The organism is Streptomyces sp. NPDC006294, from assembly GCF_042870895.1.
Taxonomy (GTDB): domain Bacteria; phylum Actinomycetota; class Actinomycetes; order Streptomycetales; family Streptomycetaceae; genus Streptomyces.
This window is the reverse complement of record NZ_JBIAHV010000002.1, coordinates 182,804-207,901: the sequence shown is the minus strand read 5'-3', so window position 1 is coordinate 207,901 and position 25,098 is coordinate 182,804. Positions and strand designations below refer to the sequence as shown.

23 protein-coding genes and 1 pseudogene are annotated in these 25,098 nt (G+C 72.5%); 13 read left to right on the top strand and 11 right to left on the bottom strand.

Annotated elements, in window-relative coordinates; genetic code table 11:
* Positions 1 to 25: 25 nt before the first annotated feature.
* Together ACFYOP_RS03895 and ACFYOP_RS03890 are read right to left on the bottom strand one after the other, a co-directional pair.
* Positions 26 to 586 carry a TetR family transcriptional regulator gene (locus tag ACFYOP_RS03895; RefSeq protein WP_356890796.1) on the bottom strand — a complete coding sequence of 187 codons (561 nt, stop codon included), beginning with the start codon at positions 584 to 586 and terminating at the stop codon, positions 26 to 28.
* Between the two features lie 4 nt (positions 587 to 590).
* Complete coding sequence (locus ACFYOP_RS03890; protein ID WP_356890798.1) at positions 591 to 806, bottom strand: DapH/DapD/GlmU-related protein; 216 nt, start codon at positions 804 to 806, stop codon at positions 591 to 593.
* Positions 807 to 1,041: 235 nt separating this feature from the next.
* Here ACFYOP_RS03890 and ACFYOP_RS03885 point away from each other — a divergent pair, with 235 nt between their 5' ends.
* Together ACFYOP_RS03885 and ACFYOP_RS03880 are read left to right on the top strand one after the other, a co-directional pair.
* Entirely contained in the window at positions 1,042 to 2,334 is a 1,293-nt protein-coding gene (locus tag ACFYOP_RS03885) for a M14 family metallocarboxypeptidase (protein ID WP_356890800.1), read from the top strand.
* A gap of 80 nt (positions 2,335 to 2,414) precedes the next feature.
* Positions 2,415 to 4,214: a BCCT family transporter gene (locus tag ACFYOP_RS03880; RefSeq protein WP_388450784.1), complete on the top strand. Its 1,800-nt coding sequence runs from the start codon at positions 2,415 to 2,417 to the stop codon at positions 4,212 to 4,214.
* 80 nt (positions 4,215 to 4,294) lie between these two features.
* Here ACFYOP_RS03880 and ACFYOP_RS03875 read toward each other — a convergent pair.
* Positions 4,295 to 4,475 (bottom strand): annotated as a pseudogene (locus ACFYOP_RS03875) (hypothetical protein); the annotation flags it as partial.
* A 42-nt stretch (positions 4,476 to 4,517) separates the two neighbouring features.
* On the opposite strand from ACFYOP_RS03875, the gene ACFYOP_RS03870 reads away from it, so the two are divergent.
* Positions 4,518 to 6,155, top strand: a complete 1,638-nt coding sequence (locus tag ACFYOP_RS03870; protein ID WP_356890802.1) for an ABC-F family ATP-binding cassette domain-containing protein — start codon at positions 4,518 to 4,520, stop codon at positions 6,153 to 6,155.
* Between the two features lie 46 nt (positions 6,156 to 6,201).
* Here ACFYOP_RS03870 and ACFYOP_RS03865 read toward each other — a convergent pair whose 3' ends face one another.
* The 3 genes from ACFYOP_RS03865 to ACFYOP_RS03855 all read right to left on the bottom strand — a co-directional run bounded on the left by ACFYOP_RS03865 (position 6,202) and on the right by ACFYOP_RS03855 (position 9,885).
* Positions 6,202 to 8,631, bottom strand: a complete 2,430-nt coding sequence (locus tag ACFYOP_RS03865; RefSeq protein WP_356890804.1) for a Tex family protein — start codon at positions 8,629 to 8,631, stop codon at positions 6,202 to 6,204.
* 120 nt (positions 8,632 to 8,751) lie between these two features.
* Entirely contained in the window at positions 8,752 to 8,895 is a 144-nt protein-coding gene (locus ACFYOP_RS03860) for an LPFR motif small protein (protein ID WP_356890806.1), read from the bottom strand.
* A gap of 126 nt (positions 8,896 to 9,021) precedes the next feature.
* Positions 9,022 to 9,885 carry a hypothetical protein gene (locus tag ACFYOP_RS03855; protein ID WP_356890808.1) on the bottom strand — a complete coding sequence of 288 codons (864 nt, stop codon included), beginning with the start codon at positions 9,883 to 9,885 and terminating at the stop codon, positions 9,022 to 9,024.
* 124 nt (positions 9,886 to 10,009) lie between these two features.
* On the opposite strand from ACFYOP_RS03855, the gene ACFYOP_RS03850 reads away from it, so the two are divergent.
* Positions 10,010 to 10,978 carry a GlxA family transcriptional regulator gene (locus ACFYOP_RS03850; protein WP_356890810.1) on the top strand — a complete coding sequence of 323 codons (969 nt, stop codon included), beginning with the start codon at positions 10,010 to 10,012 and terminating at the stop codon, positions 10,976 to 10,978.
* A gap of 13 nt (positions 10,979 to 10,991) precedes the next feature.
* Complete coding sequence (locus ACFYOP_RS03845; RefSeq protein ID WP_356890812.1) at positions 10,992 to 11,633, top strand: DJ-1/PfpI family protein; 642 nt, start codon at positions 10,992 to 10,994, stop codon at positions 11,631 to 11,633.
* Here the strand turns inward: ACFYOP_RS03845 and ACFYOP_RS03840 are convergent.
* Positions 11,620 to 12,390 carry an enoyl-CoA hydratase/isomerase family protein gene (locus ACFYOP_RS03840; protein WP_356890814.1) on the bottom strand — a complete coding sequence of 257 codons (771 nt, stop codon included), beginning with the start codon at positions 12,388 to 12,390 and terminating at the stop codon, positions 11,620 to 11,622. The two genes, ACFYOP_RS03845 and ACFYOP_RS03840, sit on opposite strands and share 14 nt — an antisense overlap.
* A gap of 283 nt (positions 12,391 to 12,673) precedes the next feature.
* Between ACFYOP_RS03840 and ACFYOP_RS03835 the strand changes: the two genes are divergently transcribed.
* Complete coding sequence (locus ACFYOP_RS03835; RefSeq protein ID WP_356890816.1) at positions 12,674 to 13,150, top strand: ATP-binding protein; 477 nt, start codon at positions 12,674 to 12,676, stop codon at positions 13,148 to 13,150.
* Positions 13,151 to 13,197: 47 nt separating this feature from the next.
* Here the strand turns inward: ACFYOP_RS03835 and idi are convergent, their stop codons facing one another.
* From idi to galE, 4 genes are all read right to left on the bottom strand, one after another.
* Complete coding sequence (gene idi, locus ACFYOP_RS03830) at positions 13,198 to 13,788, bottom strand: isopentenyl-diphosphate Delta-isomerase (protein WP_356890818.1); 591 nt, start codon at positions 13,786 to 13,788, stop codon at positions 13,198 to 13,200.
* 155 nt (positions 13,789 to 13,943) lie between these two features.
* Positions 13,944 to 15,188 (bottom strand): bifunctional class I SAM-dependent methyltransferase/N-acetyltransferase, encoded by a 1,245-nt coding sequence (locus ACFYOP_RS03825; RefSeq protein WP_356890820.1) that lies wholly within the window; start codon positions 15,186 to 15,188, stop codon positions 13,944 to 13,946.
* A 276-nt stretch (positions 15,189 to 15,464) separates the two neighbouring features.
* Positions 15,465 to 16,400 (bottom strand): cation diffusion facilitator family transporter, encoded by a 936-nt coding sequence (locus ACFYOP_RS03820; protein WP_356890822.1) that lies wholly within the window; start codon positions 16,398 to 16,400, stop codon positions 15,465 to 15,467.
* 150 nt (positions 16,401 to 16,550) lie between these two features.
* Positions 16,551 to 17,534, bottom strand: a complete 984-nt coding sequence (gene galE / locus ACFYOP_RS03815; protein WP_356890824.1) for a UDP-glucose 4-epimerase GalE — start codon at positions 17,532 to 17,534, stop codon at positions 16,551 to 16,553.
* A gap of 252 nt (positions 17,535 to 17,786) precedes the next feature.
* Between galE and ACFYOP_RS03810 the strand changes: the two genes are divergently transcribed.
* The 7 genes from ACFYOP_RS03810 to ACFYOP_RS03780 all read left to right on the top strand — a co-directional run bounded on the left by ACFYOP_RS03810 (position 17,787) and on the right by ACFYOP_RS03780 (position 24,839).
* A complete protein-coding gene (locus ACFYOP_RS03810) occupies positions 17,787 to 19,601 on the top strand; it encodes a DUF5941 domain-containing protein (protein WP_356891197.1) in 1,815 nt (604 codons plus the stop codon).
* Positions 19,598 to 20,347, top strand: a complete 750-nt coding sequence (locus ACFYOP_RS03805; RefSeq protein ID WP_356890826.1) for a phosphocholine cytidylyltransferase family protein — start codon at positions 19,598 to 19,600, stop codon at positions 20,345 to 20,347. The genes ACFYOP_RS03810 and ACFYOP_RS03805 overlap by 4 nt, the downstream gene beginning before the upstream one ends.
* Positions 20,335 to 21,396, top strand: a complete 1,062-nt coding sequence (locus ACFYOP_RS03800; RefSeq protein WP_356890828.1) for an iron-containing alcohol dehydrogenase family protein — start codon at positions 20,335 to 20,337, stop codon at positions 21,394 to 21,396. The genes ACFYOP_RS03805 and ACFYOP_RS03800 overlap by 13 nt, the downstream gene beginning before the upstream one ends.
* Positions 21,374 to 22,153 (top strand): CDP-alcohol phosphatidyltransferase family protein, encoded by a 780-nt coding sequence (locus tag ACFYOP_RS03795; RefSeq protein ID WP_356890830.1) that lies wholly within the window; start codon positions 21,374 to 21,376, stop codon positions 22,151 to 22,153. Before ACFYOP_RS03800 ends, ACFYOP_RS03795 begins: the two co-directional genes overlap by 23 nt.
* Positions 22,150 to 23,034, top strand: coding sequence for a glycosyltransferase (locus tag ACFYOP_RS03790; RefSeq protein WP_356890832.1), 885 nt, complete (start codon positions 22,150 to 22,152; stop codon positions 23,032 to 23,034). The genes ACFYOP_RS03795 and ACFYOP_RS03790 overlap by 4 nt, the downstream gene beginning before the upstream one ends.
* An 88-nt stretch (positions 23,035 to 23,122) precedes the next feature.
* A complete protein-coding gene (locus ACFYOP_RS03785; RefSeq protein WP_356890834.1) occupies positions 23,123 to 24,052 on the top strand; it encodes an ABC transporter permease in 930 nt (309 codons plus the stop codon).
* Positions 24,045 to 24,839, top strand: coding sequence for an ABC transporter ATP-binding protein (locus ACFYOP_RS03780; protein ID WP_356890836.1), 795 nt, complete (start codon positions 24,045 to 24,047; stop codon positions 24,837 to 24,839). The genes ACFYOP_RS03785 and ACFYOP_RS03780 overlap by 8 nt, the downstream gene beginning before the upstream one ends.
* The last annotated feature ends 259 nt before the right edge of the window (positions 24,840 to 25,098 follow it).

Genomic DNA, 25,098 nt, shown 5'->3' with positions numbered 1-25,098 from the left:
CGGCCGGGCGGCTCGGGGGTCGGGCCTACGCCGGCCCGGGCGGCGGGGCCGCGGTGATACGGGCGACGGCGTCGACGGTCAGCGCGCGGTCGTGCGGTTCGGTGTCGAGCGCGCGGTGGATCGACAGCCCCTCGATCAGCGCGTCGAGCTGACGGGCCGTCGCCGCGTCGAAGTGCCGCTCCAGCGCCCGCCGGCTGCTGCGCATCCACTCCCGGGTCAGCTCCCGGTAGGCGGGCTGCCGGGCCGCGAGCGTGTACAGCTCGTGGGTCAGCACCAGGTCGCGCTCGCATCCCCCGGACAGCTGATGGATCAGGTCCACGACCGCGGTCCGGGTCTCGTCGGGCGACCCGGCGGCCCCGAGCCGCGCCTCGAACAGCTCCACGACGGTCCGCGAGAAGCGGGTGAACGCCTCGCGCAGCAGCTCCTCCATGCCGCGGAAGTGGTACGTCATCGAGCCGAGCGGGACGCCCGCCCGCGCCGCGACCTTGCGGTGCGAGGTGCCCGCGACGCCCTCCTCCGCGATGAGGTCCAGCGCTGCGGCGATGATGCGCTCCCGCCGCTCGGGGTCGACCCGTCCCGTCACCATCGCCTCACACCTCGACCGGCAGGACCACACGGGCCGGGTTGCCGAGAGCCACGACGTTCGCCGGGACGTCCTCGGCGACGACCGAGCCCGCGCCGATGACGCTGTTGTCGCCGATCGTGACACCGGGCAGGACGATCGCCCCGCCGCCGAGCCGCACGGCCCGCTGCGCCTCGCGGGCGAGATCGGGGTCGTCGGCGACGTAGAGGTCGCCCGCGATCATGCGCTCACGGTTGGTGCGGGTGTCGCCGCGAAGGGGTCTGCCATGCGTACGAACGTACACTAAGGGGGCGTACGCCCGTACACCTGAGGCACCCTCGTCGTCGCCTTTCATGGTCACCGGGTGACTTGCGGTGCTTGCCGGTTCCCGGGTCGGGAGTCGAGCCGTACGGTGAGCACTTGCCGGACGTCCGCCGCGGCGGCCGTCCGAAGTGTCCGAGTCCGGGAGGCCGCAGCCGATGAGAGCCGGCGTCACAGTCCGCGCCCGCACGCTCGTGCTCACCGCTTTCGCCGTCGCGCTCGTCGTGCCGGTGCTGACCGGGAACGCCCGGGCGGTGCACACGGTGCCCCGGACCGGGTTCGAGGCGAGTGGGGGTGCTCGGTGGACCTCCGAGGCCCAGGAGCGGGAGCTTCTCGCCGCGGTCGACCGGGGCAGTGCGCGGATGTCGTACGAGCGCGTCGGCACGACGAGGCGGGGCCGGCCGCTGCACCTCGTCCACCTGGGGAACGAGCGGGCGCCGCTCACCGTGCTGCTGGTCTGCAGCCAGCACGGCGACGAACCGGCGGGCCGTGAGGCGTGCCTCAGCACGGTAAGGGACCTGGCCTTCGCCCGGGACGGCGGGACCCGGCGGCTGCTGTCCCGTACGCATGTGATGGTCGTGCCGACGGCCAACCCCGACGGCCGGGCCGCGGGCACCCGGGGCAACGCGGACGGCGTCGACATCAACCGCGACCACATCGCGCTGCGGACGGCGGAGGGCCGGGCGCTCGCCGCCGTCGTGCGTGACGAACGCCCGGACGTCGTCCACGACCTGCACGAGTACGACGCCACGCCGCCGTACTACGACCGGGACCTGTTCGACCTGTGGCCGCGCAACCTCAACACCGACCCGCGGGTCCGCGACGAGGCGCGGACCCTCTCGGGCGCCTACGTCCGCCCGGCCGCGGCCCGCGCCGGCCACAGCACCGGCACGTACGGCATCTGGACCGACCCGGCCACCGGCGAGCCCCTCAGGCGGACCGCGGGCGACGGCCAGGAACGCATCCTGCGGAACGCGTCCGGCATCAAGCACGCCGTCGGCCTGCTCGTCGAGAGCCGCGCCGATGCCCTCGGCGCAGACGAGCCGGCCGATCCCGCACTGAACAAGCGCCGCCGCGTGGCCGGTCAGCAGGCGGCGCTCGGCGGGCTGCTGTCGTACGCGGACGAGCGGCGCGACCGGATCGAGGCCGTCACGGCGGCCGCCCGGGCGGCGGGCTTCGCGGACCGTGGGCCGGTCCACCTCGGCGGCGCGGACAACGATCCGCCGGCGCCGGGGGAGACCCTTGCGGACCCGCCCTGCGGATACCGCCTCGACGCCGCCCAGTACGCCGACGTGGGCGACGAACTCGCGCTGCACGGAGTGAGTTCCCGGCCGGACGGGGAAGGCGTCTTCGTGCCGCTGCGGCAGCCGCACCGGGAACTGGTGCCCCTGCTCCTCGACACCCGTGCGGCCTATCACCTCATTGCGGCTCAACCGGTCGAAGCCTGTTGATACCAGGGCGAGTGTGACTCTTGTGGTAGGGGGTACCGGGGAGTGAATTCAGGCTCCGCGTATCCCTGAAAGGTGCCTCCGTGTCGCACGAAGTACAGAAGCCACAGAAGCCGGGCAAACGGCTGTGGTATCCGGTGAAGGCCGCGCTGCCCGGCCGCCATCCGCACGAGGACAGTCCACCCGTCACGGACCGGGTGGTGTTCGGCGTCGCGGCGGTTCTCACCCTCGCCTTCGTGTTCTGGGGTTCGCTGTTCACGGAGACGCTGGAGAGCACCTCCGACAGCCTGCTCAGCGGCCTGATGCACCACGGCGGTTGGGGGTTCGTCCTGGCCGCCTCGGGCTTCGTCGTCTTCGCGCTCTGGCTGGCCGTCAGCCGCTACGGCCGCATCCCGCTCGGACAGGAGCACGAGGGGCCGGAGTTCCGCACGATCTCGTGGGTCGCGATGATGTTCAGCGCGGGCATGGGCATCGGGCTGATGTTCTACGGGGTCAGCGAACCGCTGGCGCACTACACGGAGCCTCCGCCGGGCACCATGCCGATCGACTCCGCGGACGCCATGCAGACCGCCCTGGCCACCACGCTCTTCCACTGGACGCTGCACCCGTGGGCCATCTACGCGGTCGTCGGACTCGCCATCGCCTACAGCACGTTCCGGCGCCGCCGGCGGCAGAACATCAGCGCCGTCTTCACGCCCCTGATCGGCGAGGAGCGGGCCGCGGGCACGCCGGGCAAGGTGATCGACATCCTCGCGATCTTCGCCACGCTGTTCGGGTCCGCGACGTCACTGGGGCTCGGCGCTCTGCAGATCGGCAGCGGATTCCGCGAACTGGGCTGGATGGAACGGGCGGGCACGGGCCTGCTCATCGCCATCATCGCGGTCCTGACGGTGTGTTTCGTGGTCTCGGCCGTCTCCGGCGTCGAGCGCGGCATCCAGTGGCTGTCCAACACCAACATGGTGCTGGCGGTGATCCTCGTCCTGTTCGTCTTCATCGCCGGGCCGACCATCCTGGTGCTCGACCTCATTCCCACGTCGCTCGCCGCGTACTTCGGTGAGCTGCCGCAGCTGGCCGGCCGTACGGAGGCGGCGACGGGCGGCGGCGACGTCGCGGAGTGGCTGAGCGGCTGGACGGTCTTCTACTGGGCGTGGTGGATCTCGTGGACGCCGTTCGTCGGCATGTTCATCGCGCGGATCAGCCGCGGCCGTACGATCCGTCAGTTCGTCGGCGGCGTCATCCTGGTGCCGAGCACGGTCAGCCTGATCTGGTTCGCCATCTTCGGCGGCACGGCCATGAAGCTCGAGGAGCGCGGCGAACTGGGCGGCGAGACCACGCCGGAGGGCCAGCTCTTCGGTGTGCTGCAGGAGTTCCCGATCGCCGGGGTGATGAGCCTCCTGGTGATGATCCTCGTCGGCATCTTCTTCGTGTCCGGCGCGGACGCGGCCTCGATCGTGATGGGCACGCTCTCCCAGAAGGGCACCTTCGAACCGGCGCGGCTCGTCGTCATCTTCTGGGGCGTGGTGACCGGGGCCGTGGCGGCCGTCATGCTGCTCGTCGGCGAGGGCAAGGGCGACGCCCTCGCGGGTCTGCAGCAGCTGACGATCCTGGTCGCGGCCCCCTTCGTACTGGTGATGATCGGCATGTGCCTGGCGCTCATGCGCGACCTGCGCCAGGACCCGCTGATCGTCCGTGGCGAGATCGCGGAGGAGGCGGTGGAGTCGGCGGTGATCGCGGGTCACGAGAAGTACGCCGGCGAGTTCGAGATCCGGATCGGTCCGGGCTTGGGCCCCGAGGCGGGGCAGATCCCCGTCGAGGAGCCGGAGATCCCGCCGGAGGCGGACCCGGGCACGCAGACCCGCAAGGACGGACCGGAGCCGGGCTGACGGGAGGTCGTCCGCAGGTCGTCCGGGGCTGGTGCCGCGCGTCGTCGGCGGCGGCCCCGCGCCCCCCGCCCGGCGGGCCGTCACCCCGGCGGGGCCGTCACCCCGACCAGGGCGGCCGCTGCCCCCGGCGCACCCCCACGCCACCGTGATGCCGGCCCCGCCGTGCCCGTAGTTGTGGACCAGCAGCGCACCGCCCGGCAGGCGTCCGGAGCCGACGCGCACACCGGCGTCCCGCGCCGGCCGCGGCCCCACACGGGCCGCCCCGGACCGGCCCGGCCGGCAAGCCTTAGAATGCACCCCCTGATGACTGCAACCCTCGTCGCCAAGGACCTCGCCGCCGCCCACGGCGACCGCTCGCTGTTCACCGGGCTCGACCTCGTCGTCGCCCCCGGCGACGTGATCGGTCTCGTCGGCGTCAACGGCGCGGGCAAGTCCACACTGCTGCGGCTGCTCGCCGGCCTCGACCGGCCGGAACAGGGCGAGCTGCGGCTCTCCCCGCCGACCGCGAGCGTCGGCCATCTCCCGCAGGAGCCGGAGCGCCGCGAGGGGGAGACCGTACGGGACTTCCTGGCTCGCCGCACCGGCGTCGCGGCCGCCCAGATCGCCATGGACACCGCCGCCCAGGGGCTGGCCGACGGCGTCGCGGGAGCGGACGACGCCTACGCCGTCGGCCTGGAGCGCTGGCTGGACCTCGGCGGCGCCGACCTGGACGAGCGCGCCGAGGAGGTCGCCGCCTCGCTCGGCCTCGCCGTCGGCCTCGACGCGCCGATGACATCCCTGTCCGGCGGCCAGGCCGCCCGCGCCGGGCTCGCCTCGCTGCTGCTGTCCCGCTACGACGTCTTCCTGCTCGACGAGCCCACCAACGACCTCGACCTGGACGGCCTCGAACGCCTCGAGAGCTTCGTCCAGGGCCTGCGCGCCGGCACGGTCGTCGTCAGCCACGACCGCGAGTTCCTCACCCGGACCGTCACCAAGGTCCTCGAACTGGACCTCGCGCAGCAGCAGATCACCCTCTACGGCGGCGGCTACCAGGCGTACCTGGAAGAGCGCGAGCGGGCCCGCCGCCACGCCCGCGAGGAGTACGACGAGTTCGCCGACAAGAAGGCCGCGCTCGAAGGCCGTGCCCAGATGCAGCGCAACTGGATGGACAAGGGCGTGAAGAACGCCCGCCGCAAGGCCACCGACAACGACAAGATCGGCCGCAAGCTGCGCAGCGAGGCGAGCGAGAAGCAGGCCGCCAAGGCGCGCCAGACGCAGCGCATGATCGAGCGGCTCGACGCCGTGGACGAGCCCCGCAAGGAGTGGGAGCTGCGGATGGAGATCGCCGCCGCCCCGCGCTCCGGCTCGGTGGTGGCCACCCTTCGCGAGGCGGAGGTCCGGCGCGGCGGCTTCCGCTTCGGGCCCGCGTCACTGCAGATCGACTGGGCGGACCGGGTGGCCATCACCGGCGCCAACGGCGCGGGCAAGTCGACGCTGCTGGCCGCGCTGCTCGGCCGGCTCACTCTCGACGAGGGACACGCCGCGCTCGGCTCGGGTGTCGTCGTCGGCGAGGTCGACCAGGCCCGCCGCCTGTTCTACGGCGACGAGACCCTGCTGGACGCCTTCTGCGCGGCCGTCCCCGACACCGAACCGGCCGAAGTACGCACCCTGCTGGCCAAGTTCGGGCTCAAGGCCGAGCATGTGCTGCGCCCCGCGACGACCCTCTCGCCGGGGGAGCGGACCCGCGCCGCGCTCGCCCTGCTCCAGGGCCGGGGCGTCAATCTGCTCGTGCTGGACGAGCCGACCAACCATCTCGACCTGGTCGCCATCGAACAGCTCGAGTCGGCGCTCGACTCGTACACGGGCACGCTGCTGCTGGTCACCCACGACCGCCGGATGCTGGACGCCGTCCGGGTCACCCGCCGCATCGAGGTGGCGGACGGCAAGGTGACCGAGCTCTGACGCACGACCCCCGGGCCGGGGAGCCGGCCCGGGAGTCATGTTGCTGTCAGCGGTTCTTGGGGTCCACCAGGCCCGCCTTGCGCAGGGCGTCCGCCATCGCGCTGTTGGAGGGGGCCGGGGCCTGACGCGCCGCGCCGCGCCGGTCGCCACCGCCGCCACCCCGGCGTTCGCGGCCACCGCCACCGCCACCGCCACCGCCACCGCCGCCACCGCCCTGGCGCTGCTGCGGCGGCCGGCCGCCGCGCTCCCGCTGCGGCGCCTCGGCCGCCGTCGCCTCGTCGTCCAGCCGCAGCGTCAGCGAGATCCGCTTCCGCGGGATGTCGACCTCGACGACCTTCACCTTCACCACGTCGCCCGGCTTGACCACGTCCCGCGGATCCTTGACGAACGTCTTCGACATCGCGGACACATGCACCAGACCGTCCTGGTGGACACCGACGTCCACGAACGCCCCGAACGCCGCCACGTTCGTGACGACGCCCTCCAGCACCATCCCCGGCGCCAGGTCGCCGAGCTTCTCGACGCCCTCCTTGAAGGTGGCCGTCCGGAACGCCGGACGCGGGTCGCGCCCCGGCTTCTCCAGCTCGCGCAGGATGTCCGTCACGGTCGGCAGACCGAAGGTCTCGTCCACGAAGTCCGCGGGCCGCAGCGACCGCAGCACCGCGGTGTTGCCGATGAGCGAGGCCACCTCGCCACCGCCGGACTTCACCATCCGACGCACCACCGGGTACGCCTCCGGGTGGACGCTCGACGCGTCCAGCGGGTCGTCACCGCCGCGGATGCGCAGGAAGCCCGCGCACTGCTCGTACGCCTTCGGGCCGAGGCGCGCCACGTCCTTGAGCGCCCTGCGGGAACGGAACGGGCCGTTGGTGTCGCGGTGGGTGACGATGTTCTCCGCGAGGCCGGCGCCGATGCCGGAGACCCGCGAGAGCAGCGGCGCGGAGGCCGTGTTGACGTCGACGCCGACCCCGTTCACACAGTCCTCGACCACCGCGTCGAGCGAGCGCGACAGCTTCAGCTCGGACAGGTCGTGCTGGTACTGGCCGACACCGATGGACTTCGGGTCGATCTTGACCAGTTCGGCGAGCGGGTCCTGCAGCCGGCGCGCGATCGACACGGCGCCGCGCAGCGAGACGTCCAGGCCGGGCAGCTCCTGCGAGGCGAACGCGGAGGCCGAGTACACCGACGCGCCCGCCTCCGAGACCATCACCTTCGTCAGGCCCAGCTCCGGGTGCCGGGTGATGAGATCGCCGGCGAGCTTGTCCGTCTCACGGGAGGCCGTGCCGTTGCCGATCGCGATCAGCTCGACCGCGTGCTCCTTCGCCAGGCGCGCCAGCGTCCCGAGCGAGGCGTCCCACTTGTTGGCGGGGACGTGCGGATAGATCGTGTCGGTCGCCACGACCTTGCCGGTCGCGTCGACCACCGCGACCTTCACACCGGTACGGAAACCGGGGTCGAGCCCGAGCGTGGCGCGGGTGCCGGCCGGGGCGGCGAGCAGCAGGTCCCGCAGGTTCGCCGCGAAGACCCGTACCGCCTCGTCCTCGGCCGCCGTGCGCAGCCGCAGCCGCAGGTCGATGCCGAGATGCACCAGAATCCGGGTCCGCCAGGCCCAGCGCACGGTGTCGGCCAGCCACTTGTCGCCGGGCCGGCCCTGCTGGGACACACCGAAACGGGCCGCGACGATCCCCTCGTACGAGGAGGGGCCCTCGACCGGCTCCTCCGGTTCCAGCACGAGGTCCAGGACCTCTTCCTTCTCGCCGCGGAGCATCGCGAGGACGCGGTGCGAGGGCATCTCCGTGAAGGGCTGGGAGAAGTCGAAGTAGTCGGCGAACTTCGCGCCCGCCTCCTCCTTGCCGTCCCGCACCTTCGCCGTGAGCCGGCCGCGGGTCCACATCCGCTCGCGGAGCTCACCGATCAGGTCCGCGTCCTCGGAGAAACGCTCCGCCAGAATGGCCCGCGCGCCCTCCAGCGCGGCGGGCGCGTCCGCGACACCCTTCCTGGCGTCGACGAACGCCTCCGCGGCGGCGAGCGGTTCGCCCGACGGGTCGGCCAGCAGGCCCTGCGCCAGCGGCTCCAGGCCCGCCTCGCGCGCGATCTGCGCCTTGGTGCGCCGCTTGGGCTTGAACGGCAGATAGATGTCCTCGAGCCGCGCCTTCGTGTCGGCGGCCCGGATCCGGGCCGCCAGCTCGTCGTCGAGCTTGCCCTGCTCGTGCACCGAGTCCAGGATCGCGGTCCGCCGTTCCTCCAGTTCCCGGAGGTAGCGCAGCCGTTCCTCGAGCGTGCGCAGCTGCGCGTCGTCGAGCATCTCGGTCGCTTCCTTGCGGTAGCGCGCGATGAACGGGACGGTCGACCCGCCGTCGAGCAGCTCGACGGCCGCCTTCACCTGCCGCTCGCGTACGCCGAGCTCCTCGGCGATCCTGCCTTCGATGGACGTCGTCACGGTTGTCCGACTCGCCTTCTCGTGCTCGCTGTGCATGAGTGAGCATTGTGCCGTGCCCCTGGGCGGGTGGCGGACCGGGTCACGCTCTCGGGCGTGGCCCGGTCCGTGTCGCCGCCCTGGGCGCGGCCCGGCGGGTCCGGGTCCGTGTCGGGTGCCTCAGACACGCCGTGTTCCGCCGGCGCGTGACGCGCTGTGCGAGGCGCCGCCGAAGAGGCGGGCGAGGAGCCGGAAGGGCAGCGTCACGACGGTGGCGATCGCCGAGCCGACCATACGGAGAGCGTCGGCTATGGACCGGAGCACGAACACGCTCCCTGCGCGTCCCCTGTCCCCGGGGCGGCCGTTTCGCCCCCGCCGGTGGGCGGGTGCGAGCGACCCCGGCGGGTGCGCGCGGCCCCGGCAGGAACGAGCGCCCCGGCGAAGCCCGGATCAGCCCTTGCCCACCAGGTCCGGGGGGAACGCGCCTGCCAGCGCCGCGGTCGTCAGGAAGCCGCGGCCCAGTTCGGTCAGGCGCTCGACGCCGTCCGCGCCCAGGTGCTCGTACGGTGCGCGGTCCAGGCGGTCCGTGTGCTCCTCGACCTCGGCCCGCAGCGCGGCGCCCGCCTCGGTCAACTCGCCCTCCGCGTCCAGCAGGCCGCGCTCCCGCAGCCGCGTCTGCGCCGCCTCCCAGTCGGCCCGGTCCCAGCCGCGGGTGGTGAGGATCCAGCGCGGGGCCATGCCTTTGCCCGTCGCGGTGTGGCTCACCAGCGCCTCGAGCGGGTCGAGCCCGGCCGCCAGCAGTGCCGCGAGATGGCCGTCGCCGCGGTGCTCGCGCAGCAGCGTAGCGGCGTGCCAGTACGCCAGGTGCGGCTCCTCAGGCACGGGCAGGTCCGCGTGGGCCGCGTACAGGGGGCGGGCGTGCCGGGTGCACGCCTCGGCCGCGCGCAGGGCGAGAGCGGCGGCCTCCGCCATGTCGGGGGAGGTGACCGCGTCGTTCCCGAGCAGCCGCCGCAGCGTGCTGTCGGCGGCGCGCAGCCGTGCGTCGAGCACCGTCTGCGGCGAGGCGGTGTCCCATACGGCCGGCAGGTGCTTGGCGATCAGCTCGTGGCTGAAGTTGTAGAACGCGGCGGCCACCGCGCCCGCCCCGACCGCTCCCATCGCGGCGCCGCGACCCGCGAAGTACGCGGCGTTCGGGTCCTCGATGCCGAGCCTGCCGAGTTCGCCGGTGAAGTCGGGCGAGAAGTAGACCGTGGAGTGCAGCGGGTTGACGACGTTGTGGCAGCGGCGTCCCGCGCGCGGGTGCAGAGGGCTCATGCCCGGCACGTTACCGACTGGTTGGTACGCCGGGAAGGGCCGGGTCTCCGCGCGAGCGGGCATGGCAGGAAAGGTGGGGTACTCGTCATTGCGGCCATGCGCCGGGCCGCTGAGGATGAGGGCCATGACGGAGCGAACGCTGCTCGTCGTCCTCTTCGACGGCGTGCAGAGCCTGGATGTGACCGGCCCCATCGAAGTCTTCGAGGGAGCCGGCCGCAGCCACGGCGACCGGTCCGCATACCGGATCCGTACCGCCTCGCTCGACGGTTCGCCGGTACGGACCTCCAGCGGCCTCACCCTGGTGCCCGACGGCGGTCTCCCGGACGCGCCCGCCCCGCACACGCTCCTCGTGCCCGGCGGCGAGGGCACCCGCCGCCCCGACCCGCTCCTGATCGACTGGCTGCGCGACCGCGCCCCGCGCGCCGGGCGGCTGGTCTCCGTCTGCACCGGGGCCCTGCTCCTCGCCGAGGCGGGACTGCTCGACGGACACCGGGCCACCACCCACTGGCGCGTCTGCGGCCACCTCGCCGCCGCCTATCCGGACGTCGAGGTCGAGCCGGACCCGATCTTCGTACGGGACGGCCGGGTATCCACCTCCGCCGGTGTCACGGCGGGGATCGACCTGGCACTGGCCCTGGTGGAGGAGGACCTGGGCAGGGACGTCGCCCTCGACGTGGCCCGCAATCTCGTCGTCTTCCTGCGCCGCCCCGGCAACCAGTCGCAGTTCAGCGCCCAGCTCGCGGCCCAGACGGCCTCCCGTGAACCGCTGCGCGAGGTGCAGCACTGGGTCGCGCGGCACCCCGAGGCGGACCTGTCCGTCGAGTCGCTCGCCGCCCGCGCGGGCCTGTCCCCGCGCCATTTCGCCCGCGCCTTCCAGGCGGAGACGGGTACGACACCGGGGCGCTACGTCGAGCGGGTGCGGCTCGAACACGCCAGACGGCTCCTCGAGGACACGGCCGACGGGGTCACGAAGATCTCCCGCGCCTGCGGCTACGGCACCACCGAGGCCATGCGCAGGGCGTTCCTGAAGTCCCTCGGCGTCGCGCCGGCCGAGTACCGCCGCCGCTTCCGCGGCCCCACGCAACCTCAATAGAAGGGACACCCACGTGACCACCCGGATCGCGATCCCGCTCTTCGACCGCTTCACGGCGCTGGACGCCGTCGGCCCCTACGAAATGCTGTGCCGCCTGCCCGACAGCGAGGTCGTGTTCGTCGCCGAGCGGATTGGCCCGGTGACGAACGACCGCGGCGATCTGTCCCTCGTGGCCGGCAGGACCTTGGCCGGGACGACCGCACCGGACATCGTCGTCGTCCCCGGCGGCCCCGGCCAGGACGCCCAGATGGACAACGAGGCGCTGCTGGGGTGGCTGCGCGCCGTGGACGCGACCAGCACCTGGACCACTTCGGTGTGCACCGGCTCGCTGCTGCTCGCCGCCGCCGGACTGCTGAAGGGCCGTGCGGCGACCTCGCACTGGCTCGCCCTGGACGAACTGAAGCGGCTGGGCGCCGAGCCGACCGGCCGCCGGGTCGTCACCGACGGCAAGTACGTCACGGCCGCCGGAGTCTCGTCCGGCATCGACATGGGCCTCACGCTGGTCGGCAGGCTGGCCGGCGACCGGCACGCCCAGGCCGTGCAGCTGCTCACCGAGTACGATCCCCGGCCGCCCTACGACGCGGGGTCGCCGGAGAAGGCTCCGGCGGACCTGGTGGAGGAGTTCCGCGCCGGGAGCCGTTTCATTCTGCGGTAGGCGTCCATTCGAAGCGCGGCGCGCGCCGCTCCAGGAAGGCGGCGACCCCCTCCGCGGTGTCGCCGCTGCCGCGTGCCTGCCCGGCCCAGTACGCGTCCCGGTCCGTGCGTCCGGCGGCGTACTCCTTGGCCGCGCACTGCGTGAGCTGCGAGCGCGCCACCAGGACCCGGGTGAACTCGGCGGCCTGGCGGCCCAGTTCGTCCGCCGGCAGCACCTCGTCGACCAGCCCGGTCCGCAGCGCCCGCTCCGTGTCGATCAACTCGCCGGAGAACAGCAGGTACTTGGCGGCCGCCGGGCCGACCAGCGCGGTGAGCCGGCGGGTCGAGGCCGCCGGGTAGACGATGCCGAGCTTCGCCGGTGTCACGCCGAACAGCGCGTCCTGCTCCGCGAACCGCAGGTCGCAGGCCGCGGCGAGCTGGCAGCCGCCGCCCACGCAGTAGCCGCGCACCACGGCGAGCGTCGGCTTGGGGAACGCCGCGAGCGCCTCCTCGGCGCGAACCGCCAGCGACTGCGGGTCCTGGCCCGGCTCCCGCAGCGAGGAGATGTCCGCGCCCGCGCAGAACGTCTCGCCCTCGCCGGTCAGCACCAGTGCCCGTACGGCGCGTTCCGCCGCCAGTCCTTCGAGCAGGTCCGGCAGTGCCTGCCACATGCCGGCGGTCATGGCGTTGCGCTTGGCGGGGTTGCTGATGACGACGGTGGCGACGCCGTCCGCGACGGTGTGCGTCAGCCGGGGCGGGCCGGCGTTCGGGGACTCCATGCGGCGGATGCTATCCGCAGCGCCCCGGCGGGTGATCAAGGAGGGGGCGGGCCGCGGAAGCCACGGGCGATGTGAAACCTGAATAAGAGTGCTGAAACGATCGCCCTGACCAAGTGGGCAGAAGACGGTTCCGAGCAGTCACACATCTGACCCTGTCATACGCGTTCAGTCAAATAGAGCCGATAACCGTGCACTTCCGATCAGGGGTGCGGCACGGACCACCGCACTACCAACACTTGTTACCCGAAGGTCAGTGGGACGAGCCGAAGGTGGGTGCCGGACTATGGAGAGCCGCGGGAGCGTGCCCGCCCGGCCGCTGTCGTACGAGGGCGTCTGGCGGTTCACCGCGCCGGCCCTCGACGTGTCCGTCCCCCAGGCCCGGCACGCCGTGCGGGACCTGCTCGCCCGCCAGGGCGTGCCGGTCGCCGACGACGTGATGCAGGGCCTGCTGCTGATCGTCTCCGAACTGGTCACCAACACCGTGCGGCACGCGGCCCTGCTCTCGCCGGAGGTGGCCGTGGAGGTCGCCATCGGCGCGCACCGGGTGCGGGTCTCCGTCGAGGACAACCACCCCTACCGGCCCAAGGCCCTCGAGACCGACTCCGCCCGGACGGGCGGCCGCGGCCTGCTGCTGGTCCGTGAGATCACCCGGGAGGCCGGGGGCGTCTGCGACGTCGAGCACACCGCGAGCGGCGGCAAGATCATCTGGGCGGAACTGCCGCTGGTGCCGCAGGTCCAGGGCGACGCGGCGGCCCTCTGACACGACGTCCGGCGGCGCCGCGGGCGCAGCGCCGCCGGACGCAAGGGCTACCAGCCGGCCGGCCCCGTCAGTTCCCTGACCGCGGGCCTGACCGCGTCCAGCACCGTCATGAACCAGGCGGAGAACGGCGCGGAGCCGTGCAGCTCGGTCAGTTCGTCCGGCGTCACGAACGCCGTCTCCCCGATCTCGTCGGGGTCCGGCCGCAGCGGGGACTGCACCATCCCGACGAAGAGATGGTTGAACTCCTGCTCGACCAGCCCCGATCCCGGATCCGGGTGGTTGTAGCGGACCGTGCCCGCCTCGGCGAGCAGCGAGGGCGACACGCCCAGCTCCTCGTACGTCCGCCGGGCCGCCGCGGCGAACGGCGCCTCACCCGGATACGGGTGGCCGCAGCAGGAGTTCGACCAGACGCCGGGGGAGTGGTACTTGCCGAGCGCCCGGCGCTGCAGCAGCAGCCGGCCCAGCTCGTCGAAGAGGAACACCGAGAACGCGCGGTGCAGCTGACCGGGCGGCTGGTGGGCGGCGAGCTTCTCCGCCGTGCCGACGGTGTTGCCCTCCTCGTCGACCAGCTCGAGCAGGATCGCTGGTGATGTGCCGTTCGACGCACTGGTCGCCGCGGTGGCTGGTGTGATCGGCATAACCGTCCTTCGCATCGGTCCTCGGCCCTGCGGCCTTCCGGTGGAAGGGCCCTGGGCTCCGCTCAGTCTGCCGTACAAAAGCGGCTTGTCCGTACTTCGGTGGCCGTCTGGCATGTCCGCCCCGCCGCGCGCGTACGCGGCGGGGCCGACGGCCGTCAGACGCCGAAGGCGGCCGGATAACGGATCGTGCCCTGCGGCACCTCCCGGCTGCCGTCGAGCGCCAACACCATCAGAGCCTCCTCCGGTACCTCGAAAGATGTCCTGACCCCGTGCTTCGCGGCGACCTCGAAACCGAAGGCCGGGTAGTACTCCGGGTGCCCGAGGACGACGACCGGTCCCTCGCCGCGCACCCGTGCCGCGTCCAGCACCGCGCGGACCACCGCCCGGCCCGCGCCCTGCCGCTGGTGGCGCGGCGCGGTCGCCACCGGCGCGAGGGCCAGCGCCGGCGCGCCGCCGATCCGGCACCGGGTGAGCAGCGCGTACGCGGCCACCGACCCGTCCGGCGCCTCCGCGACGTACGACAGCCCCGGCAGCCACGCCTCTTCGTCCTGGCGGAGCGCGTCCACCAGGCCCGCCTCGGCGGCGGTGGGGAACGCGGCGGCGTTGACGGCGCGCACCGCCGGGACGTCCTGCGCGGTCTCGGGGCGGGTCGGCCAGCGGGGGTCGGCGGGACGCAGCACATAGCCGGTGTAGCCGAACTCGTCGCCGTGCTCCCGGCGTACGGCGATCTCCTCGCGGGTCGCCGCCAGGGCCTCCGCCATCCCCGGGACGCCGGGGTCGGCGGCGTCGGCCCGCTCGGCCAGCGGGCCGTAGTACTCGTCCCAGTCGCTCGGCGGCTGCCGGTACAGCCCGGCGATCCGGTAGCCCGCGGCGACGGCCGCCGCGCAGTTCCGCGCGGTCGTGCGGAGCCGGTAGTGCCGGTCCCAGAAGGCCCGGGCCGCCGCCGAGGGGGCGGCCGTCCACTCGCACTCGGTGACCACCAGACTGCCGCCGGGGGCGAGCAGCCGGCGCCACCGCTCGAGGGCGGTGTCGAAACCGATGCTGTACGCGGAACTCTCCGCCCACACGGCGTCGAAGGAGCCGTCGGGGAGGTCGAGCGCGCCCATGTCGGCGCGTACGGTGCGGATCGCGTCACCGAGACCGCGCGCCTCGGCGCTGTGCCGCAGTTCGCCGAGGAACGGTTCGTGCAGATCGACCGCCGTCACCCGGGCGCCCGCCCGTTCGGCGAGCAGCAGGGCGCTGCGGCCGGGCCCGCAGCCCAGGTCGAGCACCCGCGGACGCGCGGGCAGCGGACCGGCCATGGCGAGCAGCCGGGCGGAGGTGTCGTCGGAACCGGGGCCCTGCCGCGGCAGACCGTGGTGCAGGGCGAAGAAAGCGTCGTGCAAAGCGTTGTCGGACAACGTGCAACCCTTGTTCGCGAGGGCTCCGGCCGACGGCGCGACCGCAGGACCGGGGAGACCGGACCGGGTCGGGTCAGGGCCGGACGGGAGCCCGGAGGAAGAGGAAGGACCGAGTGTGCGCAGGGCTGGGAGTACCACCACGCCGCTTGGCGCAGGGGGACTCCACGGCGACGGTCATCAACCTCATCCTCTCGAGACGCTCCGAAGGGTGGCGGGACGTCCGCGTCCCGCGCAGGAACCCTAGCAGCGGCCCGGCCGCCGCGTGACGGGCTTCGGTCAATGGCAGAGCTTCGCCTCGTGCTCCGCGTGACCGACGGGCTCCAGCTGGAAAGTGCAGTGCTCCACGTCGAAGTGCGCGCCCAGACAGCCCTGCAGATCGTGCAGCATCTTCTCGTGCCCCACCGAGTCCAGCAGGTCCTGGCTCACGACCACGTGCGCGGAGAGCACCGGCATCCCGGACGTGATCGTCCAGGCATGCAGGTCGTGCACGTCCTCGACACCGGGCAGCGCCAGTATGTGGGAGCGAACCTCGCCCATGTCGACGCCCTTCGGGGCCGACTCCAGCAGCACGTTCAGCGTCTCCCGCAGCAGCCGCACAGTGCGCGGCACGATCATCAGACCGATGGCGAGGGAGGCGATCGGGTCGGCGTACTGCCAGCCCGTGGCCAGGATGACCGCCGCGGAGACCAGCACGGTCACCGAGCCGAGCGCGTCGGCCAGCACCTCCAGATACGCGCCCCGCACATTGAGGCTCTCCTTCTGCCCCCGCATCAGCAGGGTCAGCGACACCATGTTCGCCGCCAGGCCGACGAGCGCGAAGACGACGGTCAGACCGCCCCGGGTCTGCGCGGGCTCGATGAAGCGCTCCACCGCCTCGAAGAGCAGAAAGCCGCCGACGCCGAGGAGCAGCAGACAGTTGGCGAGCGCCGCGAGGATCTCGGCACGGGCGAAGCCGTAGGTGCGGTTCAGCCCGGCGGGCCGGTTGGCGAAGTGGATCGCCAGCAGGGCCAGCGCGAGCCCCACCGCGTCCGTCGCCATGTGGGCGGCGTCCGCGATCAGGGCGAGCGAGTCCGCGAGCACTCCGCCGACGATCTCCAGCACCATCACGCCGAGCGTGATCGTCAGGGCGATTCGCAGCCGGCCCTGGTGGGCCGCGGCGGCGGTGCCCGTCGGCGGCGGGCCGCCGTGCCCGTGGTCGTGCCCAGCCCCCATGTCGGTGCCCTTCCGTGCGGATGCGTCCGGTCCGTCGCTCGGTCGAGCCCAGTGAACTACGGGCGGGGGGTATCGGGCAACACGGCACTGAACACCGTTGTCATATGCTCTGACCTGCGTAAATGCATGCAGGTCAGAGCCTTTGGGCGATCAGTGCGCCGCGGCCTCGGGGTGCCTGGCCCGCCAGCCCTCCCAAGCGGAGGCGACCATCTCGCGCACCCCGTACGAGGCGCTCCAGCCCAGCTCCGCGGTGATCCGCTCGACCGAGGCGACGGCCTTCGCCGGGTCGCCGGCCCGGCGCGGCTCGACCACCGGCCGCGGACCGCGGCCGGTGACCTCGGCCACCACGGAGGCGAGCTCGCGGACCGAGACGCCGATCCCGCGGCCGATGTTGACGGTGAGGTCCTCGCCGCCCGCCGCCCGGGCGAGCCGCCGCGCCACCGCGAGGTGCGCGTCGGCGAGGTCGGCGACATGGATGTAGTCGCGGATGCAGGTCCCGTCCGGGGTGGGGTAGTCCGCGCCGAAGATCCGCGGGGCCTCGCCGCGGGTGATGCGTTCGAAGAACATCGGGATGATGTTGAACACCCCCGTGTCGGACAGTTCCGGGGCGGCCGCGCCGGCGACGTTGAAGTACCGCAGACAGGCCGTCGACAGGCCGTGCGCCCGCCCCGCCGCCCGCACCAGGCGCTCACCGGTGAGCTTCGTCTCCCCGTACGGGTTGATCGGCTCGCACGCGGCCGTCTCGGGGACCAGCTCCATGTCCGGCACCCCGTACACGGCGGCCGACGACGAGAACAGGAAGCGCCGCACACCCGCCCCGACCACGGCCTCCAGCAGCGTGGTGAGGCCGCAGACGTTCTCCCGGTAGTACTTCAGCGGCTGCTCCACCGACTCGCCGACCTGCTTCTTCGCGGCGAGGTGGACCACGCCCGTGACGGCGTGCTCGGACAGCACCCGGTCCACCACGTCGCGATCGAGCACCGAACCGCGCACCAGCGGGACGCCGGCCGGCAGCCGCCCGGGAATCCCCGAGGAGAGGTCGTCGAGCACGACGACCTGTTCACCGGCAGCCGTCATGGCGTGCGCCACATGCGCCCCGATGTATCCCGCTCCACCTGTGATCAGCCAAGTCATGACGGTCACCCTATGGGGTGTCCGGCCCCGGTCCCCGGCACTCGGCGGGCAGGGCTGTGGAGCCGCGCTCCGGTGGACGGTTTGGAAGGCGGGGCACCGATCGACAATGATGATCCCGGCGGGCCGCCAGGGCGTGAACGGCCGGTGAAATCCCGCTTCCGTTCATCGGATAGCCTCAGCCGACGCGCCGCCGCCCCACTGCCGGGCCGGGCGCCGTGCTCCAGCATCCTCTGCTCCAAGGAGTGAGTTCGTCTGTCGACCGCCATCCTCACCGGTCCGCCGGTACCCGGATCGTCGCTCGAGGGCGATCTGCGGTCGCTCGGCTTCGACGTGCGGGTAGCCAACGGTCCGGAGCACACCGCCGCGCTGATCGCGGCCGTGCCCGGCGCCGAGCGCGTCGCCGTGGTCGACCCCCGCTTCGTCGGCCATGTGCACGCCCTGCGGCTGGCGCTCACCGACCCCAGATTCCCCACCGCCGCCGTCACCGGCGCGCTCACCGCCCAGCCGGCCGCCCGCGCCGCGCTGACCGGTGCGGTACGGGCGGTCTCCGCCACCGTGCCCGCCGGGGCGGGAGCCGTGGCCGGTGACGGCGTGGTCGACGGAGTCGCCGCCGAGCTCGAGGCCCAGGGTGTGCCGGTGCACCGCCCCGAGCTGGGCTCACTGATCGCCGCCGTGCCCTCCGAGGCGGAGGCGCGCCACCGGGCGCGCGCCGCCGTGGAGGCCGTCGACGACGAGGCGGTACGGCTGCGCTCCGCGGTGAAGGCCCGCGACGGCTTCTTCACCACCTTCTGCATCAGCCCGTACTCCCGCTACCTCGCACGCTGGTGCGCCCGCCGCGGACTGACCCCGAACCAGGTCACCACCGCGTCCCTGCTCACCGCGCTGGTCGCGGCGGGCTGCGCGGCCACCGGCACCCGCCCCGGGTTCGTCGCGGCCGGCCTGCTGCTCCTCTTCTCCTTCGTCCTGGACTGCACCGACGGGCAGCTCGCCCGCTACTCGCTGCAGTACTCGACGCTGGGCGCCTGGCTCGACGCGACCTTCGACCGGGCCAAGGAGTACGCCTACTACGCCGGCCTCGCGCTCGGCGCCGCCCGTGGCGGCGACGACGTGTGGGCGCTCGCGCTCGGCGCGATGGTGCTCCAGACCTGCCGGCACGTCGTGGACTTCTCCTTCACCGAGGCGAACCACGACGCCACCGCGAACACGAGTCCGACCGCGGCCCTGTCCAGCAAGCTCGACAGCGTCGGCTGGACGGTCTGGCTGCGCCGGATGATAGTGCTCCCGATCGGCGAACGCTGGGCCATGATCGCCGTGCTCACCGCCGTGGCCACCCCGCGCGTCGTCTTCTACGCCCTGCTCGTCGGCTGCTCCCTCGCCGCCTGCTACACCACGGCCGGCCGGGTGCTGCGCTCGCTGACCCGCAGGGCGCACCGCACCGACCGCGCCGCGCAGGCGCTCGCCGACCTCGCGGACTCCGGGCCGCTGGCCGAGGCCGTGGCCCGCGCCTCGGCGAGCCGCGCCCGGCGGCTGCCCGGCGCCGCGCCCCTGGCGGCGGCCGCGGCCGGTGCGGCCGCGCTCGTGGCGACCGCCGCGTTCACCGGCTTCGGCAGCGTCTGGACGGTGGCCGCCGCGCTCGTCTACGCGGTCACCTCGGGAGTCGCCGTCGCCCGGCCGCTGAAGGGCGCCCTCGACTGGCTCGTCCCCCCGGTCTTCCGGGCCGCCGAGTACGGCACGATCCTCGTGCTCGCGGCCCACGCGGGGGTGAACGGCGCGTTGCCCGCGGCTTTCGGCCTGATTGCGGCTGTCGCCTACCATCACTACGACACGGTGTACCGCATCCGCGGCGGCACCGGAGCGCCCCCGCACTGGCTGGTGCGCACGATCGGCGGGCACGAGGGGCGGGTCCTCGCGGTCACGCTGCTCGCCCTCCTGCCGGGCCCCACGGACTTCACCCTCGCGCTGACGCTCCTCGCCTCGGCCGTGGCCCTCGTGGTGCTGGTGGAGAGCCTCCGCTTCTGGGTGTCCTCGCAGGCACCCGCCGTACATGACGAAGGAGAACCCGCATGATCGGCCTCGTACTGGCAGCCGGTGCAGGACGGCGTCTGCGTCCCTACACGGACACGCTCCCGAAGGCCCTCGTGCCCGTGGACCCCGCGGGGGACGGTTCGGCCACGGTCCTGGACCTGACGCTCGGCAACTTCGCGGAGATCGGGCTCACCGAGGCCGCGATCGTCGTCGGCTACCGCAAGGAGGCCGTGTACGCGCGCAAGGCGGAGCTGGAGGCCAAGTACGGGCTGAAGCTCACCCTCGTCGACAACGACAAGGCGGAGGAGTGGAACAACGCCTACTCCCTGTGGTGCGCCCGTGACCTCCTCGCCCAGGGCGTGATCCTCGCCAACGGCGACACCGTGCACCCCGTCTCCGTGGAGAAGACGCTGCTCGCCGCCCGCGGCGACGGCCGGCGGATCATCCTCGCCCTCGACACGGTGAAGCACCTCGCCGACGAGGAGATGAAGGTCATCACCGCAGAGGGCAAGGGCGTCCGGCGGATCACCAAGCTGATGGACCCCGCCACCGCCACCGGCGAGTACATCGGCGTCACGCTCATCGAGCCGGAGGCCGCCGCCGACCTCGCCGACGCCCTCAAGACCACCTTCGAGCGCGACCCCGACCTCTACTACGAGGACGGCTACCAGGAGCTCGTCAACCGCGGCTTCACCATCGACGTGGCCCCCATCGGCGACGTCAAGTGGGTCGAGATCGACAACCACGACGACCTCGCGAAGGGCCGTGAGATCGCGTGCCAGTACTGACCCGGCTCATCCCCTCGCCGGTCGTCGTCGACATCCGCGCGGGCGCCCTCGACAACCTGGCAGGCATCCTCGCCGACCAGCGGATCTCGGCCTCCGGCCGGCTGGCCTTCGCGGTCAGCGGCGGCTCCGGGCAGAAGCTGCGCGCCGAGATGGCCCCGTCGCTGCCCGGCGCCGACTGGTACGAGGTCTGCGGCGGCACCATCGACGCCGCGGTCAAGCTGGCCGACGACATCAAGGGCAAGCGGTACGACGCGGTCGTCGGACTCGGCGGCGGCAAGATCATCGATGTGGCGAAGTACGCCGCGGCGCGGGTCGGGCTGCCGCTCGTCGCCGTCGCGACCAACCTCTCGCACGACGGTCTGTGCTCCCCGGTCTCGACGCTCGACAACGACAACGGCCGCGGCTCCTACGGTGTCCCGACGCCCATCGCCATGGTCATCGACCTCGACGTGATCCGTGACGCGCCGGTGCGCTTCGTCCGCTCCGGCATCGGCGACGCGATCTCCAACATCTCGGCCATCGCCGACTGGGAGCTCTCGCACCGCGTCACCGGGGAGCAGGTCGACGGCCTGGCCGCGGCCATGGGCCGCACCGCCGGCGAGGCCGTGCTGCGCCACCCCGGCGGCGTCGGCGACGACGAGTTCCTCACCGTGCTCGCCGAGTCGCTGGTGCTCACCGGGATCGCCATGTCGATCAGCGGCGACTCGCGGCCCGCCTCGGGCGCCTGCCACGAGATCAGCCACGCCTTCGACCTGCTGTACCCCAAGCGCGCCGCCAGTCACGGCGAGCAGTGCGGGATCGGCGCAGCCTTCGCGATGCATCTGCGCGGGGCGGTCGACGACGCCGGCCTGTTCGCCGAGGTGCTGCGCCGGCACGGGCTGCCCGTGCTGCCGGAGGAGATCGGGTTCACGCCGGACGAGTTCGCGCGCGCCGTCGAGTACGCGCCGCAGACCCGCCCGGGCCGCTTCACGATCCTCGAGCACCTCGACCTCACCCACGACCAGATCAGGGACGCGTACGCCGACTATGCCAAAACCATCAGTAGCTGAACTCCGCCCGGTCGTTCACCCCCCGGGTGTGAAGGACCGGCGCAGCGGTGAGCACTGGGGCGGCCGCCTCTACATGCGAGAGATCTCCCTGCGCATCACCCGCCACCTGGTCACCACCAGGGTCACGCCGAACCAGCTGACCTACGTGATGACCGTCGCCGGTGTGCTGGCCGCTCCGGCCCTGCTGGTGCCCGGCATATGGGGGGCCGTCCTCGGTGTGGTCGCGGTCCAGCTCTATCTGCTGCTCGACTGCGTCGACGGCGAGGTGGCCCGCTGGAAGAAGCAGTTCTCGCTCTCCGGCGTGTATCTGGACCGGGTCGGCGCCTATCTGTGCGACGCGGCGGTCCTCGTCGGCCTCGGCCTGCGCGCCGCCGACCTGTGGGGCACCGGCCGGATCGACTGGCTGTGGGCCTTCCTCGGCACCCTGGCCGCGCTCGGCGCGATCCTGATCAAGGCGGAGACCGACCTGGTCGGCGTCGCCCGGCACCAGGGCGGGCTGCCGCCGGTCAAGGAGGCGGCGGCCGAGCCGCGCTCGTCCGGGGTGGCGTTCGCCCGCCGGGCGGCCGCCGCGCTCAAGTTCCACCGGCTGATCCTCGGCATCGAGGCGTCCCTGCTCATCGTGGTGCTGGCCGTCCTGGACCAGCTGCGGGGCGACCTGTTCTTCACCCGTCTCGGCGTCGCCGTGCTGGCCGGCATCGCGCTGCTCCAGACACTGCTGCACCTGGTGTCCGTCCTGGCGTCGAGCAGGCTGAAATGACGTCCTCGCTGAAGCTGGGCGCCGTCGTCATCACGATGGGCACCCGCCCCGACGAACTGCGCGCCCTCCTCGACTCGGTCGCCAAGCAGGACGGCGACCCGATCGAGGTGGTCGTCGTCGGCAACGGCGCTCCGGTGACCGACGTGCCCGCCGGTGTGCGCACCGTGGAGCTGCCGGAGAACCTGGGCATCCCCGGCGGCCGCAACGTCGGCATCGAGGCCTTCGGCCCCGGCGGCTCGGACGTCGACGTCCTGCTCTTCCTCGACGACGACGGACTGCTGCCCGACAACGGCACCGCCCGGCTGGTCCGCGAGGCCTTCGAGGCGGACCCGGGACTCGGCATCGTCAGCTTCCGCATCGCCGACCCGGAGACCGGTCTCACCCAGCGCCGCCACGTCCCGAGGCTGCGCGCCTCCGACCCGATGCGCTCCTCACGGGTGACCACCTTCCTCGGCGGCGCGAACGCCGTGCGCACCAAGGTCCTGGCCGAGGTCGGCGGGCTGCCGGACGAGTTCTTCTACGCGCACGAGGAGACGGATCTCGCCTGGCGCGCGCTGGACGCAGGCTGGTCCATCGAGTACCGCGCCGACATGCTGCTCCTCCACCCGACGATGCCCCCGTCCCGGCACGCGGTCTACCACCGCATGGTGGCCCGCAACCGGGTGTGGGTCGCGCGCCGGAACCTGCCCGCGCCGCTGGTGCCCCTCTACCTGGCGGTGTGGATGCTCCTCACCCTGCTGCGGCGCCCGTCGATCCCGGCGCTGAAGGCGTGGTTCGGTGGCTTCGCGGAGGGCTGGCGCACCCCGTGTGGAGCGCGCCGCCCGATGAGATGGCGTACGGTGTGGCGTCTCACCAGGCTGGGCCGACCTCCTGTCATCTGACATGCTCGGCTCTGAGAGCATCGGGACCACAGGCCGGTGAGGCCGCGCCCCGAATTGCCGCGCATCTTGAACACGAAAGTTTCAACTTGTGAGTGACACAACCCATGACGGCGCCGTCGCGATGAGTTCCGCACCATCGCCCGACGACGGCCTGTCCCCGTCGCAGCTCGCCGCCAAGTACGGGCTGTCGGTCAGCGGTGCCCGTCCGGGCCTGGTTCCGTACATCAGGCAGCTCTGGGGTCGGCGACACTTCATTCTCGCCTTCTCGCAGGCGAAGCTGACCGCCCAGTACAGCCAGGCCAAGCTCGGCCAGCTGTGGCAGGTGGCGACGCCGCTGCTCAACGCGTTCGTCTACTTGGTGATCTTCGGGATGATCCTGAAGACCAGCCGCGGGATGTCGATGGACATCTACATCCCGTTCCTGGTGACGGGCGTGTTCGCGTTCACCTTCACCCAGAGCTCGGTCATGGCGGGCGTGCGCTCGATCTCCGGCAACCTGGGACTGGTGCGGGCCCTGCACTTCCCACGGGCCTCGCTGCCGATCTCCTTCGCGCTCCAGCAGCTCCAGCAGCTGCTGTTCTCCATGATCGTGCTGCTGGCGATCGTGGTCGGCTTCGGCAGCTACCCGGCGCTGTCCTGGCTGCTGGTGCTCCCGGCTCTCGCCCTTCAGTTCGTGTTCAACACCGGCCTCGCCATGATCATGGCCAGGCTGGGTTCGAAGACCCCCGACCTCGCGCAGCTGATGCCGTTCGTCATGCGGACCTGGCTCTACGCGTCGGGCGTGATGTTCTCCATCCCGGTGATGCTCGCCGACAAGCCGGCCTGGATCGCGGACGTGCTCCAGTACAACCCGGCGGCCGTCTACATGGACCTCATCCGGTTCGCGCTCATCGACGGCTACGGCTCGGAGAACCTGCCCTCGCACGTGTGGGCCGCGGGCCTGGGCTGGGCCGTCCTCATCGGCTTCGCGGGCTTCGTGTACTTCTGGAAGGCTGAGGAGCGGTACGGCCGTGGCTGAGAACAAGGACAACAGGGCCGGAGCACGCGTCCCGACGGTCATCGCCGACGACGTGCACATCGTCTACCGCGTCAACGCGGGCGGCGGCGGCAAGGGCGGCGCCACGGCGGCGCTGAGCCGGATACTGCGCCGCGACAAGGGCGAGTCGCGCGGCGTGCGCAAGGTCCACGCGGTGCGGGGCGTCAGCTTCACCGCGTACCGGGGCGAGGCGATCGGCCTGATCGGCACCAACGGCTCCGGCAAGTCGACCCTGCTGCGCGCCATCGCCGGTCTGCTGCCGACCGAGAGCGGCAAGGTCTACACCGACGGCCAGCCCTCGCTGCTGGGCGTCAACGCGGCGCTGATGAACGACCTGACCGGCGAGCGCAACGTCATACTCGGCGGCCTGGCCATGGGCATGACGCGCGAGGAGATCCGCGAGCGGTACCGGGGCATCGTCGACTTCTCCGGCATCAACGAGAAGGGCGACTTCATCACCCTGCCGATGCGCACCTACTCCTCGGGCATGGCGGCCAGGCTGCGCTTCTCCATCGCCGCGGCGAAGGACCACGACGTGCTGATGATCGACGAGGCGCTGGCCACCGGCGACCGCCGGTTCCAGATCCGCTCGGAGCAGCGCATCAGGGAGCTCCGCAAGGAGGCAGGCACCGTGTTCCTGGTCAGCCACAGCAACAAGTCGATCAGGGACACCTGTGACCGCGTCCTGTGGCTGGAGAAGGGCGAGCTGCTGATGGACGGGCCGACCGACGAGGTCATCAAGGCGTACGAGAAGGAGACCGGCAAGTAGCCGCCTCCGCACGGACGGCTGGGCCCCCGCCGCGGCGGGGGTCTTCGCGTGCCCGGCGTCCGCGTGCGACTGCGCCCGCCGGGTCGGTTGGTCAAGGTACGGTCAAGTTCCGCGCGGTGCGGGGAGGTTGGGCCGGAAGGCCGCGTTCCGCCGATGCGCGCGCCACCCGGGGGCGTCGCGGAGCGTTGTGCAACGTAAGCTGTACCGGTACTGAACGCGGCGACTTGGGTGATATGCCGTGGTCCGACCGGCGGAGTCC

What these genes read in the sequence shown, in the direction of transcription:
- idi (WP_356890818.1), bottom strand. Translation starts at nt 13,788, where the DNA reads ATGCCGATCACACCAGCCACCGCGGCGACCAGTGCGTCGAACGGCACA.
- ACFYOP_RS03855 (WP_356890808.1), bottom strand. Translation starts at nt 9,885, where the DNA reads ATGAGCCCTCTGCACCCGCGCGCGGGACGCCGCTGCCACAACGTCGTC.
- ACFYOP_RS03835 (WP_356890816.1), top strand. Translation starts at nt 12,674, where the DNA reads ATGGAGAGCCGCGGGAGCGTGCCCGCCCGGCCGCTGTCGTACGAGGGC.
- ACFYOP_RS03795 (WP_356890830.1), top strand. Translation starts at nt 21,374, where the DNA reads ATGCCAAAACCATCAGTAGCTGAACTCCGCCCGGTCGTTCACCCCCCG.
- ACFYOP_RS03840 (WP_356890814.1), bottom strand. Translation starts at nt 12,390, where the DNA reads ATGGAGTCCCCGAACGCCGGCCCGCCCCGGCTGACGCACACCGTCGCG.
- ACFYOP_RS03895 (WP_356890796.1), bottom strand. Translation starts at nt 586, where the DNA reads ATGGTGACGGGACGGGTCGACCCCGAGCGGCGGGAGCGCATCATCGCC.
- ACFYOP_RS03890 (WP_356890798.1), bottom strand. Translation starts at nt 806, where the DNA reads ATGATCGCGGGCGACCTCTACGTCGCCGACGACCCCGATCTCGCCCGC.
- ACFYOP_RS03850 (WP_356890810.1), top strand. Translation starts at nt 10,010, where the DNA reads ATGACGGAGCGAACGCTGCTCGTCGTCCTCTTCGACGGCGTGCAGAGC.
- ACFYOP_RS03805 (WP_356890826.1), top strand. Translation starts at nt 19,598, where the DNA reads ATGATCGGCCTCGTACTGGCAGCCGGTGCAGGACGGCGTCTGCGTCCC.
- ACFYOP_RS03790 (WP_356890832.1), top strand. Translation starts at nt 22,150, where the DNA reads ATGACGTCCTCGCTGAAGCTGGGCGCCGTCGTCATCACGATGGGCACC.
- ACFYOP_RS03870 (WP_356890802.1), top strand. Translation starts at nt 4,518, where the DNA reads ATGACTGCAACCCTCGTCGCCAAGGACCTCGCCGCCGCCCACGGCGAC.
- ACFYOP_RS03820 (WP_356890822.1), bottom strand. Translation starts at nt 16,400, where the DNA reads ATGGGGGCTGGGCACGACCACGGGCACGGCGGCCCGCCGCCGACGGGC.
- ACFYOP_RS03885 (WP_356890800.1), top strand. Translation starts at nt 1,042, where the DNA reads ATGAGAGCCGGCGTCACAGTCCGCGCCCGCACGCTCGTGCTCACCGCT.
- ACFYOP_RS03865 (WP_356890804.1), bottom strand. Translation starts at nt 8,631, where the DNA reads ATGCACAGCGAGCACGAGAAGGCGAGTCGGACAACCGTGACGACGTCC.
- galE (WP_356890824.1), bottom strand. Translation starts at nt 17,534, where the DNA reads ATGACTTGGCTGATCACAGGTGGAGCGGGATACATCGGGGCGCATGTG.